Below are 16559 nucleotides of genomic sequence, written 5' to 3' on the forward strand. Positions count from 1 at the left end.
TTTATTTTTTACATATCTAACAAATAGGCAAATAATAGAGGTGCAACTATAGTTGCATCACTTTCTATTATAAACTTGGGAGTATCTATATCTAACTTGCCCCAAGTAATTTTCTCATTAGGCACAGCTCCAGAATAAGATCCATAACTTGTTGTAGAGTCTGATATCTGACAAAAATAACTCCAAAACGGAGTATCTGTTCTTTCCATATCCTGATACAACATAGGCACCACACATATAGGAAAATCTCCTGCTATCCCTCCTCCTATTTGAAAAAACCCTATCCCATTTTCTGAATTATCGGTATACCAATCGGCAAGAAAAGTCATATATTCTATTCCTGATTTCATCGTACTGGCTTGTAATTCTCCTTTTAAAACATAAGAAGCGAATATATTTCCCATAGTACTATCCTCCCAACCAGGTACTACTATTGGCAAATTTTTTACTGCCGCAGCATACATCCAGGAATCTTTAATGTCTATTTCATAATATTCTTCCAAAACTCCTGAAAGTAAAAGCTTATACATAAATTCGTGAGGAAAATACCGTTCTCCTTTTTCTTCGGCATCTTTCCAGATTTTAAAGATATGTTTTTGTAACCTTCTAAAAGCTTCTTCTTCGGGGATACAAGTATCTGTTACTCGGTTTAATCCTTGTTCCAGCAGCTCCCATTCTTGTTTTGGAGTAAGGTCCCTATAATTAGGTACACGTTTATAATGTGAATGGGCAACAAGATTCATTATATCTTCTTCAAGATTAGCCCCGGTACAAGATATAATATCTACTTTATCCTGCCGGATAACTTCTGCAAATATTTTTCCTAACTCGGCTGTACTCATTGCTCCTGCAAGAGACACCAGCATTTTAGCACCATTATCAAGTTGATCCTCATACCCTTTTGCTGCATCTACTAATGCTGCTGCATTAAAATGCAAGTAGTATTTTTGGATAAAATCTGATATAGGTCCTTTAGTTTTCGTCATCGTATAAATTTAATTTCTTAGTTTTTGAAGAGTCTTTTTCTGTTTGAGCACCTTCATATTCCTGATCTACTTTTTGCCCCATAAACTTATAGCTCAGCATTTTATAATATAGTTTTGCTGCCAAAAAATCAGAAGATTTATCTATTTTATTAGGGCAAAGTTCTACTATATCAAAACCTACTACATTTTTTTCTTTAAAAACTTCTTTCAAAAACTCTAATGTTTCATACCAAAATAAACCTCCTGGCTCCGGAGTTCCTGTTGAAGGTAATATAGAAGGATCAAATGCATCTAAATCAAATGTTATAAAAACATTATCTGTCATCTGATCGATAGCATTATCCATCCAATATTCATCTGTTACCATATCATGTGCAAAGTAGGTTTTATCCTCATTCATTACACTTCTTTCCAGCACATCCATACTGCGGATTCCAACTTGAATCAAATTTGTTTTTTGACTTGCTTCATATACTGCGCATGCGTGATTACATTTTGTTCCTTCGTATTCGGATCTTAAATCGGCATGAGCATCGATATGTAACACAGTAAGGTTATCAAAACATTCATCAAATGCGCGAATAGTTCCTATCGAAATTGAATGCTCTCCTCCAAAAACAGTTACAAACTTGTTTCTTTTGATGTATTTTTTGGTTATTTCATGAACAGCATCCACCATAGCCTCCGGGGATCTGTTTTCTGTAATTGGATCTGTAAGAAACACCCCTTGCTTATACACTTCGGTATCTGTTTCTATATCATACAATTCCATGTTTTTTGAAGCTTCCAAAAACGCTTCAGGGCCTTTGTCGGCTCCTTTTTGCCAAGTACTTGTTCCATCATAAGGAACAGGGATTAAAACCACTTTGGCATTATCTAATTTAGCATGTTTGTCGGGAATACCCGCATAATTATTAGTTTCCATTATAACCTAATATTTGTAATAAATCTTCGCTTTTTTGTTGTTCACTGAACAAATGTGTTGTTAAATTACCACTTTTATCTCTATCTATCAAAATATGTTTTGGCTGAGGGATCAAACAATGTTGTAATCCTCCAAACCCGCCTATTGTTTCCTGGTATGCTCCTGTATTAAAAAAGCCAATATACAAAGGTTTATCCTTTCTGTATTTAGGCAAATATATAGCATTCATGTTTTGTTCGCTATTGTAATAATCATCACTATCACAAGTCAAACCTCCTAATAACACCCTCTCATACTCATCATTCCATCTGTTTATTGCCAGCATAACAAAACGTCTGTTTATTGCCCATGTATCGGGCAAAGTTGTAATAAAAGAAGAATCGATCATGTTCCATTTTTCTCTATCATTTTGCTGTTTCTGATACAAAATTTCGTAAATAGCCCCTCCGCTTTCGCCCACAGTAAAGCTTCCAAATTCTGTAAATATATCGGGCACTGGGACATTTGCTTCCTGGCATGCAAGATTAATCTGATTTATGATTTCATCAATCATATATTGATAATCATAGTTAAATGCAAGGGAATTTTTGATTGGAAAACCTCCTCCTATATTTAAACTGTCTAGAGTCGGGCATACTTTTTTAAGTTGCACATATACTTTTAAACACTTTAACAATTCGTTCCAATAATATGCTGTATCGCGAATCCCTGTGTTAATAAAAAAGTGAAGCATTTTTAGCTCTACTTTTTTATTATCTTTTATCTGTTTATTAAAAAATGGGACGATATTTTTATATCCTATCCCTAAGCGAGAAGTATAAAATTCGAATTTAGGTTCTTCTTCTGAAGCTATTCTTATCCCAATTTTAAACTTACCTTTTATTTCTTCTGTAAGCAGGTTAATTTCCTCATAATTATCAATTATAGGAATACAATTACGGTGTCCGTTATTGATCAACCTTGCTATGTTGGTTATATACTGATCTCTTTTAAAACCATTACAAAGTATAAAGGTATCGTTGGATATTTTTCCTTTTTTCTTTAGTCTTTCTACAATATCCACATCAAAAGCAGAGGATGTTTCAATATGAACATCATTATTAAGAACCTCGTTCAGCACATGTTCAAAATGTGAGCTCTTGGTACAATAGCAGTAATGGTATGAGCCTTGGTAATTATTTTTATCAATAGATGCATTAAACCATTTTTTTGCCCTATTGATATTCTCTGTGATTCGGGGTAAGTATGTAAATTTTAAAGGAGCTCCATATTTTTCTACAAGCCCCATTAAATCTATGCCATGAAAGGATAGTTTATTGTTATGTAAGTCAAATTCTTCTTGTGGGAAATAGTATGTTTGATCGATTAGATCTATGTATTTTATATTCATTATTATTATATATACTTAAAAGTGTTAGAAAAAAGATATCAGATATCCAAACTAAATAATAATAAATATCAAATCCTTATCAACTTACAAGTGGTTGGCAAGAAAAAATAGTCATGTTGACTCGATACAATAGTAAAAACAGAAGTAAAATCTAAATTTCGGGGGTTTATCCAATAAGCCATACCTGAATGTAACTTCCTACCACTCAAGACTCCGAATCTAAAAACACTTGTCATAATGTCCAGCTATATACTATTGCAATTCTAAACAAAAAAAATGAGACTTTGAGATATTGACAAAAAAAAGTGCACTATTTTTTTATTTTCTAAATTATAAAAAACCTTCTTCCCAAACCGTTCAAAGTATTATAATCTTATACAACACAATTTTTATCATACATAGCTAGTATTCAACACAAAACACTTACCTCAGACTTGATATATCATCAAGCACAGCATTTGTACTGAGCTAAACCCGAGTATAATCTATAGTTCTTTTTTTAATAAAGAACAGATGAGAAAAGAAGTAGTTTATTAGTGCCATTTTAAAGTTAAATTGTACTACAGGAATTATTGTTCTATTCCTTCCCTTATACTTCTTCTTTTCTTGAGCCCTAACAATATCAAGTATGTTTACCTTTATAAAGAACAAGAACTATCAAAAAATATTGGATTTTACAAAACATATTTTACATGGGGGTATCTTCTCAAAAAATGCCAAGCAAGATATCAACGCACTAAAACAATAATTCAAAAAACAATAACTGTGTATATTTTACATTTTTTTCTATTTCTATATTTGTGGTTGTATTGTTTTTTGAGATTATTAAAAATGTCTGAATGCCAACTCACACAAATATTATTTGATTTTAGACGTTATCTATTTCGGTATTATAATTATGATTAAGAAAATATTACAAAAAAAATGGGTTAAATGGCCTTTATTTTTACTAGGCGGACTCATTTTCTTAGGCACCTGTTTTTATGCCAGTATCTATTTTGGTTTTTGGGGGAAACTACCTAACAAAGAAGAATTAAGTGCTTTAAAACAATATGAAGCTACACAGGTATTAGACAAAAATGGTCGTATGATTGGTAAATATTATATTTACGACAGGCAACCCATACCCTATGAAGATTTACCCAAACATTTAATCGATGCACTTATTGCCACAGAAGACGTTCGTTTTTATAGCCATAATGGTATAGACAACACTAGTCTTTTACGAGTTTTTTTTAAAACTATCCTACTTCGTGACAAGTCTTCCGGAGGAGGTAGCACAATTTCTTTACAATTGGCAAAAAATCTTTTCGGAAGAAAAAAGTATCTGGTTTTCAGTACTGTAATCAATAAACTAAAAGAATCTTTTATTGCAAAAAGGATAGAAGAAATCTATTCTAAAAAAGAGATTCTTACTTTGTATTTTAATACAGTTCCGTTTTCTGACAATACGTATGGTATTGAGAGCGCGGCACAAAAGTTCTTTAATAAAACCACACAACAATTAACCTTATCTGAGGCCGCTACCCTTATTGGGACATTAAAAGCCAACCACAGCTTCAATCCAAGACTTTTTCCCGAAAGAAGCCAACTAAGAAGAGATGTCGTTTTACAGCAAATGGTAAAATACGGTTACATTAGTGCAAATCGCTCTAACCAAACCATGAATCAACCTATTTACCTTAATTACCAACACTTTAATCATGATCTTGGATTAGCTCCTTATTTTAGAGAAGAAGTAAAAAAAGAGCTTATAAAAGTCTTAACAAAATATAAAAAAGAAGACAGTACAGCTTATGATATTTATAAAGATGGTTTGATTGTTTATACTACCCTTGATTATAAAATACAATCCTTGGCAGAGGAAGCTCTAAAAGAACACATGCCGGTTCTACAAAAAGAATATGAAAAATCCTTTGGTAAAAATGCTCCATGGAAAAATAATCCGGACTTGGTTAAAAGTGCTACAAAAAACCTTACTATTTATGATTTCTATAAACAACAAGGATTAAGCGAATCCCAAATAGAAGATTCTCTTTCTTCTAAAAAAGATATGGAGTTGTTTGAATGGGATGGTAATGTTACTAAAAACACATCTTCCTTAGATAGCATACGACATTATTTAAAGTTTCTAAACGCAGGAATGATTGCTATAGAGCCAACGACTGGGGCTGTACAAGCTTATCTGGGAGGAATTGATTACCGGTATTTTAAATATGATCATGTTTCGCAAAGTGAACGACAAGTAGGATCTACTTTTAAACCATTTGTATATACTGCTGCTATAGAAAACGGCATGAAACCTTGTACTTATTTTTCTACTAAAGAGATCACTTATACGGATCTGGATAACTGGACTCCAAAAAATTCTTCAAAAGAAGAAGATCCTTATCTTAATTTTACTTTAGAAAAAGCTCTAAGTACCTCTGTAAATACTATAGCCGTAAAAGTATTAAACGAAGTAGGAATACCTAAAGTTGTAGAACAAGTAAGAAAATTAGGAATCGAAACTGAATTATCTGAAAAACCTGCTATGGCATTGGGTACAGATGGCATTAAATTAAATGAATTAGCTGGAGCTTATGCCAGTTATGTAAATAATGGTAAAGCAGTAAAACCTTTTTATATTTCTAAAATAGAAGATAAAAACGGTAATCTTATCGCTTCTTTTCAACCTGAAATTACAGAAAAGCCTGCTTATAGCGAATATACAAGGCAAGTGCTTTTAGAAATGATGAAATCCACTGTAAAAAATGGTACTGCATCCAGACTTAAAACATCTTATAAACTGCAAAATGAAATTGCAGGAAAAACAGGAACTACACAAGATAATAAAGATGGGTGGTTTGTTGGTATTACACCTAATTTGGTTACTGTTACCTGGGTAGGTAATGATAATTACAATATTGGTTTTAAAACTACTGCTTTAGGACAAGGAGCTAATACAGCTTTACCCATATTCGCGAAATTATATCAAAAAATGAATCTGGATAGCACTTTTGATCCTATTACCAAAAGTAAATTTGAAGAAACTCCTGAAAACGTCCTGAAAGACTTGAATTGTAAACCTGAAAAAAGAGATAATTTTTTGAAACGTATCTTCGGGAAAAAGAAGAAAAACAAAAAATTTGGTAAAACTACAAGATAGAGATACTCCTTTAAAAGAGTTTATTAAAGGTTGGTTTTTCCATATTTGTTTATCAAAAATGTATGCAGTTTAAATGCTCCAAATCCTAATAAAATTCCTATTACCATACCAGTAATAATATCTCCCGGATAATGCACTCCTATATATATCCTGCTATAGCTTACAATAATAGACCAGATTACCATAAACGGAAAAATATATTTTAGATGTTTTCTTAAAGTTAGACCTGTAAAAAAGGCTAACGCCATAGAACTTGCTGCATGACCAGAAAAATACCCATATCGCCCGCATCGCTCTGCGATAAAACGTGTAAATTCAGAAACCCCATCGGCCCGACAAGGTCTTGGTCTCATAAATAATACATTCTTAAACAAGTTAGATAGCTGATCTGTAGCAGTAATCAATAACGCCACAACAATCAATGTAATAATGGTTCCTCTTATTCCAAAATATTTATAAAAAAACAATAACAACACCGCATACAATGGGATTTGATACAATTTTTCTGTCATAAACAACCAAAATCCATCCCATGCAGGAACTCCCAGATTATTAAGGAATAAAAAAAGATCTTTATCTAGTTGTACAAGTTCGTCCATTATTGTTATATATTTTAATCTTCGTAACGCTCTATCTCCCGATCATAAAAATCATTGGCAGCCTGAAAAAGATTTTCTGCTTCTTCTAAAAGTTCTTTTTCTTCACTTTTATCAAACTCTTCTAACCATTCTACTTCATCATTCTCCAGATTGATGATAAATCTAGGAAATTCTGTATGAATTACAAAAATGGCATCTGGAAAATCTGTGTTATCTCCCAATAAAAATTTTGGAAAGCTCATAATAGGTGCTTAAAATTATAAAGCCCCAAAGATACTATCTTTTTTAGGTAAAATCAGCAAAATTATTGCCTTGTAATTATTCTATCTTAATTTCTACTCTATTATTAGATTCCGGATCCAGATTAGAGTTTTTAGTAACTATAGGCTCTGTATTACCTAAACCTATTACTTCGATTAAAGATTCGTCTATACCTTTTTCTATAAAATATTTTTTTACATTGCTTGCTCTCATAGCAGACATAATCTCATTTTCAAAATCTGAACCTGCATCGTCTGCATGACCTACAATTTTAACTTTATTTACTTTAAATATAGTTACATATTGGATATAAGAATCTAATGCTTTTTGGATTTCTTTATAGGCTTCGCTTTCTCCTACCAAAAACTCTATAGGAAGAAAATCAAGAGCCATATCACAAATCTGGCTAGATACCAAATTTTTAGGGTCTCTCATCTCCATTAGTAATACATCATCAACAAAATAATAAGCGGCATCAAACTCCTCTCCTTTTATCGATTTTCCTTTTGGGCTGTCTGAAAAGTATCCCAGGGATATATATTTTTCTGTTCCTTTTGCTCTGTATACTCCACAAACTTTTGTCCAGTTTTTGGTATCACATATTATTTTTGAAGATTCGATATTTAAAGGAAATTTTGAGGTACTTGTTATTTTGGGAGCTCTGGCAGTAAAATAGGATCCTATAGATGAAGTACAGGAATTAGAAATCCCTTCGGCCAAAGAAACATACATGTGGTAATAATAATATCTCCCTTTAATTAGTGGTTTCTTTAATTTAGCAGTAACCCCTTCTTTATAAGCGCCTCCTGCAATATACATTCCTACTTTACCTTCTCCTGTTCTTGGCTCCTGTTCTCCAAACTGTTTTAAAAAATTAGGTGCTTTATGTATAAACCTAATATCTTTTAATCTTGGATGGTATGCATCAGGAGAGTTAATGGCTGATTTCCAATCTTTTATGATTCCGAAATTTTGCATCTCCATATCCAATCTGGCTATAGCTACATTAGTGGCTTCAAAACTTGGATTAGGAACAAGGTTTTCATTTATACTATGCACAAAGTTTTGACTTATACTACTTTGTGTTACCAGTAAGAAAAATGCAACAAGCAGTAGACAAAATTTAGAGTTTGGGACTTTCATTTTTGTATTCTGTTTTTTTGGAAAGATAGTTAATTATTAGTTAATACCAAATAAACGCAATAACTGCAAAAATGGTATCCGGTATCTGTTTTTATTTAACAAATTATAACAAACCACTTGATAACACTACTATCTATACGAGTTTTCATTTCTATTTTTTTTAATCAGTTTCTTGGTCAAATAATCAAATCTAATATAGAGTAATACTGCAGAAACCGTTAAACCTGCTAATAAACCAATCCAAATTCCAGAGTTTTTGTATTCGGTATACAATCCTAAATAATAACTAATAGGAAAACCTACTACCCAATATGCTATAAATGTAATAAATGTTGGTATTTTAACATCTTGCAATCCTCTTAAAGCCCCTAGTACTGTAACTTGTATCCCGTCTGAAATTTGAAATAATGCTGCAATAATTAATAATTCTGCTGCAATAGTAATCACTTCTGTATTGTCAACCAGATTTTCTACATCCTTTACATCTAAATATATTTTAGGCAACATTTCATTAAACAAAATGAAAAATACAGCAAAAATGACTTCTAATAAAAAAGTAAGTAAAAATATAGAAATTGCAATTCTTCGTAAATCTTTAAAGTGTTGGAGTCCTTTTTGATTACCTACTCTAACCATAGCTGCAACACTTAATCCCATTGCGACCATAAAAGTCATCGAGGCAAGGTTTAATGCTATTTGATTTGCTGCTTGCGGGTTTTTACCTAAAATTCCTGACAACCATATAGCTGCTGTAAAAATTGCTACTTCAAAAAACATTTGTAGTGCTGATGGAAACCCAAGTGATACTATTTTATGTATCCTCTTATTTTCTAAAACAAAAAATTTGATATTGGTTACATATTGTTTTGATTTTTCTTTGTACCTAAGAAAAGCCCACATAAGTGCAACCATTGCAAATCTTGAAGCTAATGTCCCTATAGCTGCACCAACTATCCCCATTTGCGGGAAGCCAAATTTTCCAAAAATCAACAAGTAATTCAAAACTATATTGACCACATTTGCTACCAGAGTAGCGTACATAGGGTATTTAGTCATCGATAAGCCTTCAGAAAATTGTTTTAGAGCTTGAAAACTTACCAATGGAATCAAAGAAAAGGCTACTAAGTCCAGATATGGTATTGCCAACTCTACAACTTCTGGAGGTTGTTTCATTAAATACATTAATGGTTTTGCTGCCAGAATAGCTAAAAATAACACTATTCCTATGGTAGTGCACAAAAACAAACCGTGTTTATATACTGATTTACCGCTTTTAAAATTATTTTCTCCATCTGCTTCTGCTACTAATGGGGTTATTGCTGTAGAAAAACCTATCCCCAAAGACATTGCTATAAACATAAAGCTGTTTCCTAAAGACACTGCTGCCAATTCTGCAGTACCCAGTTGCCCTACCATAACATTATCTACCAGCCCAACAAATGTATGACCAAGCATACCTAATATTACTGGTGCAGCTAGTTTTAGATTATATCGAAACTCTTTAGTGTAGTTTTGTACCATTTTACAATTTTAAAGTCGCAAAGGTATTAGAACCATAATAAACTAAATGGTTCTTATTGTATATTTAACTTTATATTTATTTTTTTGCTGAACGAGAAATATTTTAGAAATTTTGTGATGGTAATTTTAATCACTAATACGATGCTATTACTTATCAAACAATTTATATTGCCCTTTAAGTACCAAGGTAACCATAACATCTTTTTTGGTATCGTTTCTAAAATACCAACCATGCTTCCCTTCAAAAGGAACTGTTAATGTTCCTGCCATATTGTTAGAATAGGCTAGTGTATAACTTTCATAAAACACATTTTCAGGAGGGTTATCTTGTTTAACTTCTCCATGAAAATCAATATAAACAACCGTATTATTTGCGGTAGCCCATTCATATTTTACGCTACCATATTTTAATGCTTTAAATTTATATTCTATTCCTTTTCCTGCGGGAATTTCTACAAAAACGGTATCTTTTTGTTCTGTATATTGTTCTAATGGTGGCGCGTTATCTGCTTCTGTAGGTTTGGGAACATTTATTGGCGATCCTAGTTTTTCTAGTTTTAATTTTTTAAAATTTAATTGAACTTCTCCCAGATCATCTTCTTTAATTTTTGAACCTCCGTCTTCTACATATAGTTTACTAAACCCAAACAGTTTTCCTGTTCCTAATGGATCTATATTATACTCGGCAGGCAAAACAGCCGTTATTAATACAACGGCACCAATAACTAATGCTACACATACCGATTTTATTAATTGTTTTTTACTCATCACTGGCTTATCCTGTGTTGTCATACTAATTTTATATTAAGCAATAAAGTAACCTGTTAATTGAAAACCCAGCAAAAGAAAACCTGCTGCCATAAGCAGCATATTTGTTAGATTAGAAAACTTAACATAACTATCGTATCTCCTCCAAACATTTATAATTAACAGGACTAAGCCCAAGGCTAAAAATTGTCCTATTTCTATTCCTAAATTAAACCCTAAAAGATTTACAAAAAGCCCTTCTTTATCAAATTTAAACTCTTGTAATTTGGTTGCTAATCCAAAACCATGAAACAGTCCAAAAATTAATACCGCTAATTTTGTGTCTGGTTGTTTGCCAAAAAACTGTTTAAACCCTCCCAGATTATCAAATCCTTTATATACAATTGACAACGCAATTATAGCATCTATCAGATATGCATTTATATTAATATCTGCCATTACTCCTAATAGTAATGTTGCACTATGCCCAATTGTAAAAAAGCTTACATACAACAACACTTCTTTTGGCTTATATAAAAAGAAAATAACGCCTACTAAAAAAAGTAAATGATCGTATCCTGTAATCATGTGTTTTGCTCCAATATAAAGAAATGGACCAAAAGCAATACCTTTGTTTCCTAGTAAGAAAGATTGTGTTTCATCGTCTACACCATGTGCATATAGAAGTGTAGAGACAAAACATAATATAATAAACACAGGGAGCGTTGCTGTTTTTTTGAACATGAAATAATTTTAATTAATGTGCATGTCCATGTTCCTTTACTTGCCGTATGCTATCTAGTCTTCTTTTTTCTGCTTCGGTAATTTCTGTAGTTTGTGTATCCACATCAGAGCTTACTTTTTGCTCTGTTTCGTTTTTAACTGTATTTTGATCTTCTTTCTTTTTATCTGTACAAGATCCTAAAGCTACTATCGCCAGAACTGCGATACTATATATTGATTTTTTAAATGTCATGATTGTATAATTTTAAGGTAACCAGAGTATTAATTATTATTATTCTTTATCTATTATGATGTTTAATATTTTTTTGTGAAAAAGCTTTGATAGCAGGTATTATATTTATTTCACACCGTATTTATCAAAAAGATACATAAAACTAGCCATGGTTGCTGCTCCTAGTTCTAGTTCGCGTTTGTTTACTGCATCAAAAGTATCATTTTTTGCGTGATGATAATCAAAATAACGTTGTGAATCTGGTCGAAGCCCTGCTAAAACCATCCCTTCTTTTTTGAGAGGTCCAATGTCTGCTCCACTCCCTCCTTTGGTAAAAGAGTGTATTAAATAGGGTTCAAAAAGAGGTTTCCAACTTTGTACTTGTTTAAAATTATCTATGTTACAATCTAAAGAAAAACCTCTTGGGGTAAAACCTCCTGCATCACTTTCCAAAGCAAAAACATGGTTTTCCCCTTTTTCTTTTGCTACTTCTGCATATTTTTTCCCTCCTCTTAATCCATTTTCTTCATTCATAAATAATACTACTCTAACAGATCTTTTTGGTTTATATCCTATTTCTTTAAATAATCGTAATACCTCCATCGATTGTACTATTCCTGCTCCATCATCGTGAGAGCCATCTCCCAGGTCCCAGGAGTCTAAATGTCCTCCTACTACCATATATTCTTTGGGAAATTCGCTACCAGTAATCTCTCCAATTACATTATAAGATTGTACATCTTTCCATGTACGACAGTTCATATTAATATGAAACTTAACATTAGAGTCTAGTTTTAGCATAGAGCTTAATAAATCTGCCCCTTTGGTACTTATTGCTGCTGCGGGAATTTTTTCGGCATCTTTAAGTTCTCCATAACTCATTGCTCCTGTATGTGGATAATCGTCTAATCTAAGGTTCATAGATCTTACTATAACCCCTATGGCTCCATACTTAGCAGCTTCGGCTGCACCAGAATATCGCTGATCCACACATCCTCCGTAAGCCATAAATGTTTGTATAAGATCTGCTTGCATAGGACGATTATAAAATACTATTTTTCCTTTAATCTGATCTGCTCCTATTTTTTTAAGTTCTTCTAATCCTTTTACCTCTATAACCTCTGCTTTTATTCCTCCTATAGCAGTAGGAACAGATCCTCCTAAAGCACAGACAGATACATTGGTAGTTACCCCTGGTTCTGTTTCTATATATGCGTACTCTGTAACTCCTCTGGTCCATTTAGGTACCATAACCGGTTGTAACCATACTTTATCGATACCTAATTCTTTTAATTCTTTTTCTCCCCACTCTACAGCTTTTTGCGCATTTAAAGATCCTGATAATCTTCCTCCTATTTGGTTAGATAAATAGTCCAGCCATGCATAACTTTTTCCGTTTAACAAAGAAGTATTATAGAGTTTTTTTATGGTAACCGAATCTTCTTTATTACTATTTTGAGCAAAGCAATTAACCGATAAAATTGCAAAAATGAGTATTATTATTTTTCTGAACATATTTTGTTGTTATTTGCTTTTATTCTTTTTCTAATTGTTGTTTATATAGCTCCAGATTGGCTTTTGTTTCCTCATCTAATTCTGGTTCTTGTATATCTTTATATTCTTTTAAGCTATCGTATATTGTTTTTGCTACAATATATCTGGCTACCGGCTTGTCATCTGCCGGAATAACATACCATGGTGCATGTGGCACAGATGTTCTGTTTATAGCATCCTGATAACATTCCTGATACCGGTCCCAAAGTTTTCTTTCTTTTAAATCCCCTGCCGAGAATTTCCAGTTTTTCTCTTTTTTTTCAAGTCTGCGCAGTAGTCTGTTTTTTTGTTCTTTTTTAGATAAGTGCAAATAGAATTTATAAATCAAAGTACCATTTTGAGCAATATGTTTTTCAAAATTTCTGATTTGTTCAAAACGTGTATCCCAAAATGCATCATCAATATCCTCTACCGAATTAATATGAGGGATATTTTCTCCCATTATATATTCCGGATGCACTCTGGTTACTAAAACATTTTCATAATGTGTTCTGTTAAAAACTCCAAATTTACCTTTCTGTGGCAAAGCAATATAATGACGCCACAGATAATCATGGCTATTTTCCAGTTCGGTTGGCACTTTAAAACTATGTACAATGATCCCCCGCGTGTTAAAATCTTTAAAAACCTCTCTTATCAAACTATCTTTACCAGAAGTATCCATCCCCTGAAGGCATATTAAAACTGCATATTTGTCATGTGCATACATGGTATCCTGTAGTTTTCCTAATTTTTCGCGTACTTCTTCTAGTTCTTTTTCTATTTTGTTTTCACTTTCCTTCAGGTCAAAGGTGGTAGGGATTTTGGATAGCTCTATTGGGGCAACTACTTTAAAATCTTCGTGGGTTATCTTCTTCATACAACGTTTTATGTTATTCTTCGAAAGATACTAAAGTTTTCTGTTGATAAAAAAATAGTTTAGTTCTATCCTACATCCATTTACTCTACCCATAGAGAATTAATAAAATTCAACAGTTTACCAAATATTTTCAATATTGATTCTATATTATTTCATCAAAATTTGTTCTTTTTTTAAAATACACGGGCGACTAAATTTTATAATAATTTGTAAATTTAAAAACATCTTCGAGATGTAATCTTGATTATAATAGAGCTTATTCATTTACAGAAATATCTCCTGCTTTTGAATTGTTCATTTATTGTAATATTATTTTCCTTAAAGTTATTAATTAAAGAATATTTATTTAAGTGTAAGCTGAATGAAAGAAAATAATTTAAATACTATTTGGAATAGTCATATAGAATCCTGGCATGGTAAAACTTATATGCAATCAATAGTTCCGATAATTTCTGATTATCTACTCGCTAAAAAAAATTATAACTCTCTATTAGATTTTGGATGTGGTTATGGCAGGCAATCTTTTATATTTAACAAATATGGATACAAAGTAACGGGGTTGGATAGTAGTTTAGAACGAATTACAAAAGCTAAACTAGACTTTCCTTATATCGATTTTGTTTGTTATGAATTCGAAAACAAACTTCCTTTTGAAGATAATTCCTTTGATGTTATATATTCTCATAGTGTTCTTCAATACGTTGATCATCCATCGTTTCTTAAAGAATGTAATAGGGTTTTAAAAAAAGATGGTAGCATTATACTGATTGAAAACTTAAAAAATAATCCAATAACAAGGTTGGGCAGGATATTTTTAAAATCCACAAATTTCAAATTTCAATCTTATCCCTGGAATCATTTTACCATAAAAGAATTTACAAATATTAAAGAGCAATTTCACAATTCAAGCTTTAATGTATTTCATTTATTATCGCCATTAGCGTATATCAAACTATTCAAAAAAAAGTTCTCTTTTTTTTCTAAAATCGATGATTATTTATTAAAAGTTAAGTATTTAAGAAATTTTGCTTGGCTAAGCCTTTTTATTGGACAAAAAAAAACTAGTGATGATAGCAAATAAATATTGGACAAAGAAAAATAAGATAACATACGTTTTTCATTTTTTAGTAGATATTTATCTATCAAATAAATTAGTTGAGCTTATTTCATTTATAATTTGGGAACTTAAATATTGTTTATCCTTATATGGTAAAAGTGAAATCATACAGTTCCTAGAAAAAAAGCCTTTACTTTATCTTAACGATATTAATAATATTTATATAAATTTATTGTATACAAAGTTATATCCCTCTACACATAATTGGCATATTGTTTTTAAATGCAGATCAAATATTATTTGGGGATGTTTATATGAGGACAAATCCACTTTATATAGGCTTTCATCAAAAAATGAAGCCATAAAATGCTTTACTTTTAGTAATAACCTTGAAGGTTTGTTTATTGATAGATCTGATAATATTTTTGCTTGCGTACAAGGAGTAATATACAAATCTGTAAATAAAGGAATTACTTTTACCAGAGTTCTTGAGTTATCTACACCCAAAAGTTACTTTCGCCAAGATGCTATTACTGAAAAGCCAAATGGTGAATTATTCATAGGAGAATACGCAAATATCATGCTTAAAAACAAATGGAAGTTTGTCGGTTATATTTATCACTCTTCCGATCATGGCGATAGTTGGCATAAAATGGATTTTTTAAAGAAAGCCGGTATAAATAAACACGTGCATATATTAAAATGGCTAAATTTATATAAAGGTTTGGTATTAACTGAAGGAGATAATAAGAAGGGCGTTTGGGTAAATAATTCCCAGAGTGCATTTAACCATATTTCTAAATTATCTAATTCTGGTTGGAAAAAAGTACATAAATTTCATATTCAAAAAGGTGGGTATACAGGAGTTGCAGAGATAGGAAATTATATCTTATTTGGAACAGATTATAACGGTGGCACGAATTATTTTATAAGTACAGAAGATATGAAAAAGTTTAGCGCTAAAGTAATACCAAACCCCTACAGAAGGGCAACATTTCAACGTATCGTTGTTAGAAAACATATACATTCAAATCCTGAAATATGGGCAAATATTAGGTTTAAGAGTAGCGATAGGGTAAAAAGTTTGATTATGCTTTCTGTTGATTATGGAAAAACCTGGAGGAAAATAATTGAATATAGCGGTAAACGATTTATAGTGGATATTATTAGTGACTCTGTTCGTATAAGTAAAGATCTCTATATTAGAATAATTGACACTACCAGTAATCAATCTGCAACATTGGTTATTACATGAGAATTTAAAAAATAGTCTGGGGTTTGATTCTACATTTTAAATTAGCTTAACTGGATATGATACGATACTTATAAATCAGTCTGTTTTTGCAGCAACAAATTTATCTACCGTAAAAATCATAACTAAATCCAATCATAAAGGTATCGTATCGCCTTCCTA

15 protein-coding genes are annotated in these 16559 nt (G+C 31.7%); 3 read left to right on the forward strand and 12 right to left on the reverse strand.

Translation table 11 applies throughout. The annotated features are described in order from the left end of the window. Window positions 1–8 precede the first annotated feature (8 nt). Genes ACZIYX_RS08245 through ACZIYX_RS08255 form a run of 3 tightly spaced genes read right to left on the reverse strand, consistent with a single transcriptional unit; the run spans window position 9 to window position 3301 of the window. On the reverse strand, window positions 9–986 hold the full coding sequence (locus ACZIYX_RS08245; RefSeq protein ID WP_462681739.1) for a deoxyhypusine synthase family protein: 978 nt from the start codon (window positions 984–986) through the stop codon (window positions 9–11). Then, window positions 973–1911 carry an agmatinase gene (speB, locus tag ACZIYX_RS08250; protein WP_462681740.1) on the reverse strand — a complete coding sequence of 313 codons (939 nt, stop codon included), beginning with the start codon at window positions 1909–1911 and terminating at the stop codon, window positions 973–975. Before speB ends, ACZIYX_RS08245 begins: the two co-directional genes overlap by 14 nt. After that, on the reverse strand, window positions 1901–3301 hold the full coding sequence (locus ACZIYX_RS08255) for an arginine decarboxylase (protein ID WP_462681741.1): 1401 nt from the start codon (window positions 3299–3301) through the stop codon (window positions 1901–1903). The genes speB and ACZIYX_RS08255 overlap by 11 nt, the downstream gene beginning before the upstream one ends. 898 nt (window positions 3302–4199) lie before the next feature. Between ACZIYX_RS08255 and ACZIYX_RS08260 the strand changes: the two genes are divergently transcribed. Next, on the forward strand, window positions 4200–6449 hold the full coding sequence (locus tag ACZIYX_RS08260; protein WP_462681742.1) for a transglycosylase domain-containing protein: 2250 nt from the start codon (window positions 4200–4202) through the stop codon (window positions 6447–6449). 23 nt (window positions 6450–6472) lie between these two features. On the opposite strand, the gene ACZIYX_RS08265 is transcribed toward ACZIYX_RS08260, so the two are convergent. From ACZIYX_RS08265 to ACZIYX_RS08305, 9 genes are all read right to left on the reverse strand, one after another. Then, window positions 6473–7048, reverse strand: a complete 576-nt coding sequence (locus ACZIYX_RS08265) for a phosphatase PAP2 family protein (protein ID WP_462681743.1) — start codon at window positions 7046–7048, stop codon at window positions 6473–6475. A 14-nt stretch (window positions 7049–7062) separates the two neighbouring features. Then, a complete protein-coding gene (locus ACZIYX_RS08270; RefSeq protein ID WP_462681744.1) occupies window positions 7063–7290 on the reverse strand; it encodes a hypothetical protein in 228 nt (75 codons plus the stop codon). Between the two features lie 76 nt (window positions 7291–7366). Continuing rightward, window positions 7367–8452 carry an OmpA family protein gene (locus tag ACZIYX_RS08275; RefSeq protein WP_462681745.1) on the reverse strand — a complete coding sequence of 362 codons (1086 nt, stop codon included), beginning with the start codon at window positions 8450–8452 and terminating at the stop codon, window positions 7367–7369. A 129-nt stretch (window positions 8453–8581) separates the two neighbouring features. Further along, on the reverse strand, window positions 8582–9973 hold the full coding sequence (locus ACZIYX_RS08280) for an MATE family efflux transporter (protein WP_462681746.1): 1392 nt from the start codon (window positions 9971–9973) through the stop codon (window positions 8582–8584). Between the two features lie 147 nt (window positions 9974–10120). Beyond that, window positions 10121–10765: a hypothetical protein gene (locus ACZIYX_RS08285; protein ID WP_462681747.1), complete on the reverse strand. Its 645-nt coding sequence runs from the start codon at window positions 10763–10765 to the stop codon at window positions 10121–10123. Between the two features lie 12 nt (window positions 10766–10777). Continuing rightward, a complete protein-coding gene (locus tag ACZIYX_RS08290) occupies window positions 10778–11464 on the reverse strand; it encodes a HupE/UreJ family protein (protein WP_462681748.1) in 687 nt (228 codons plus the stop codon). Window positions 11465–11477: 13 nt separating this feature from the next. Continuing rightward, window positions 11478–11696: a hypothetical protein gene (locus ACZIYX_RS08295; RefSeq protein ID WP_462681749.1), complete on the reverse strand. Its 219-nt coding sequence runs from the start codon at window positions 11694–11696 to the stop codon at window positions 11478–11480. 105 nt (window positions 11697–11801) lie between these two features. Continuing rightward, window positions 11802–13190: a M20/M25/M40 family metallo-hydrolase gene (locus ACZIYX_RS08300; RefSeq protein ID WP_462681750.1), complete on the reverse strand. Its 1389-nt coding sequence runs from the start codon at window positions 13188–13190 to the stop codon at window positions 11802–11804. Between the two features lie 19 nt (window positions 13191–13209). Then, window positions 13210–14088: a PPK2 family polyphosphate kinase gene (locus ACZIYX_RS08305; RefSeq protein ID WP_462681751.1), complete on the reverse strand. Its 879-nt coding sequence runs from the start codon at window positions 14086–14088 to the stop codon at window positions 13210–13212. A 361-nt stretch (window positions 14089–14449) separates the two neighbouring features. Between ACZIYX_RS08305 and ACZIYX_RS08310 the strand changes: the two genes are divergently transcribed. Further along, the gene (locus tag ACZIYX_RS08310; protein ID WP_462681752.1) at window positions 14450–15169 is read left to right on the forward strand and encodes a class I SAM-dependent methyltransferase; all 720 of its coding nucleotides are present in this window, start codon (window positions 14450–14452) and stop codon (window positions 15167–15169) included. Next, window positions 15156–16400, forward strand: coding sequence for a beta propeller repeat protein (locus tag ACZIYX_RS08315; protein WP_462681753.1), 1245 nt, complete (start codon window positions 15156–15158; stop codon window positions 16398–16400). The genes ACZIYX_RS08310 and ACZIYX_RS08315 overlap by 14 nt, the downstream gene beginning before the upstream one ends. The last annotated feature ends 159 nt before the right edge of the window (window positions 16401–16559 follow it).

The sequence above is a fragment of the Aquimarina sp. genome, from assembly GCF_977115655.1.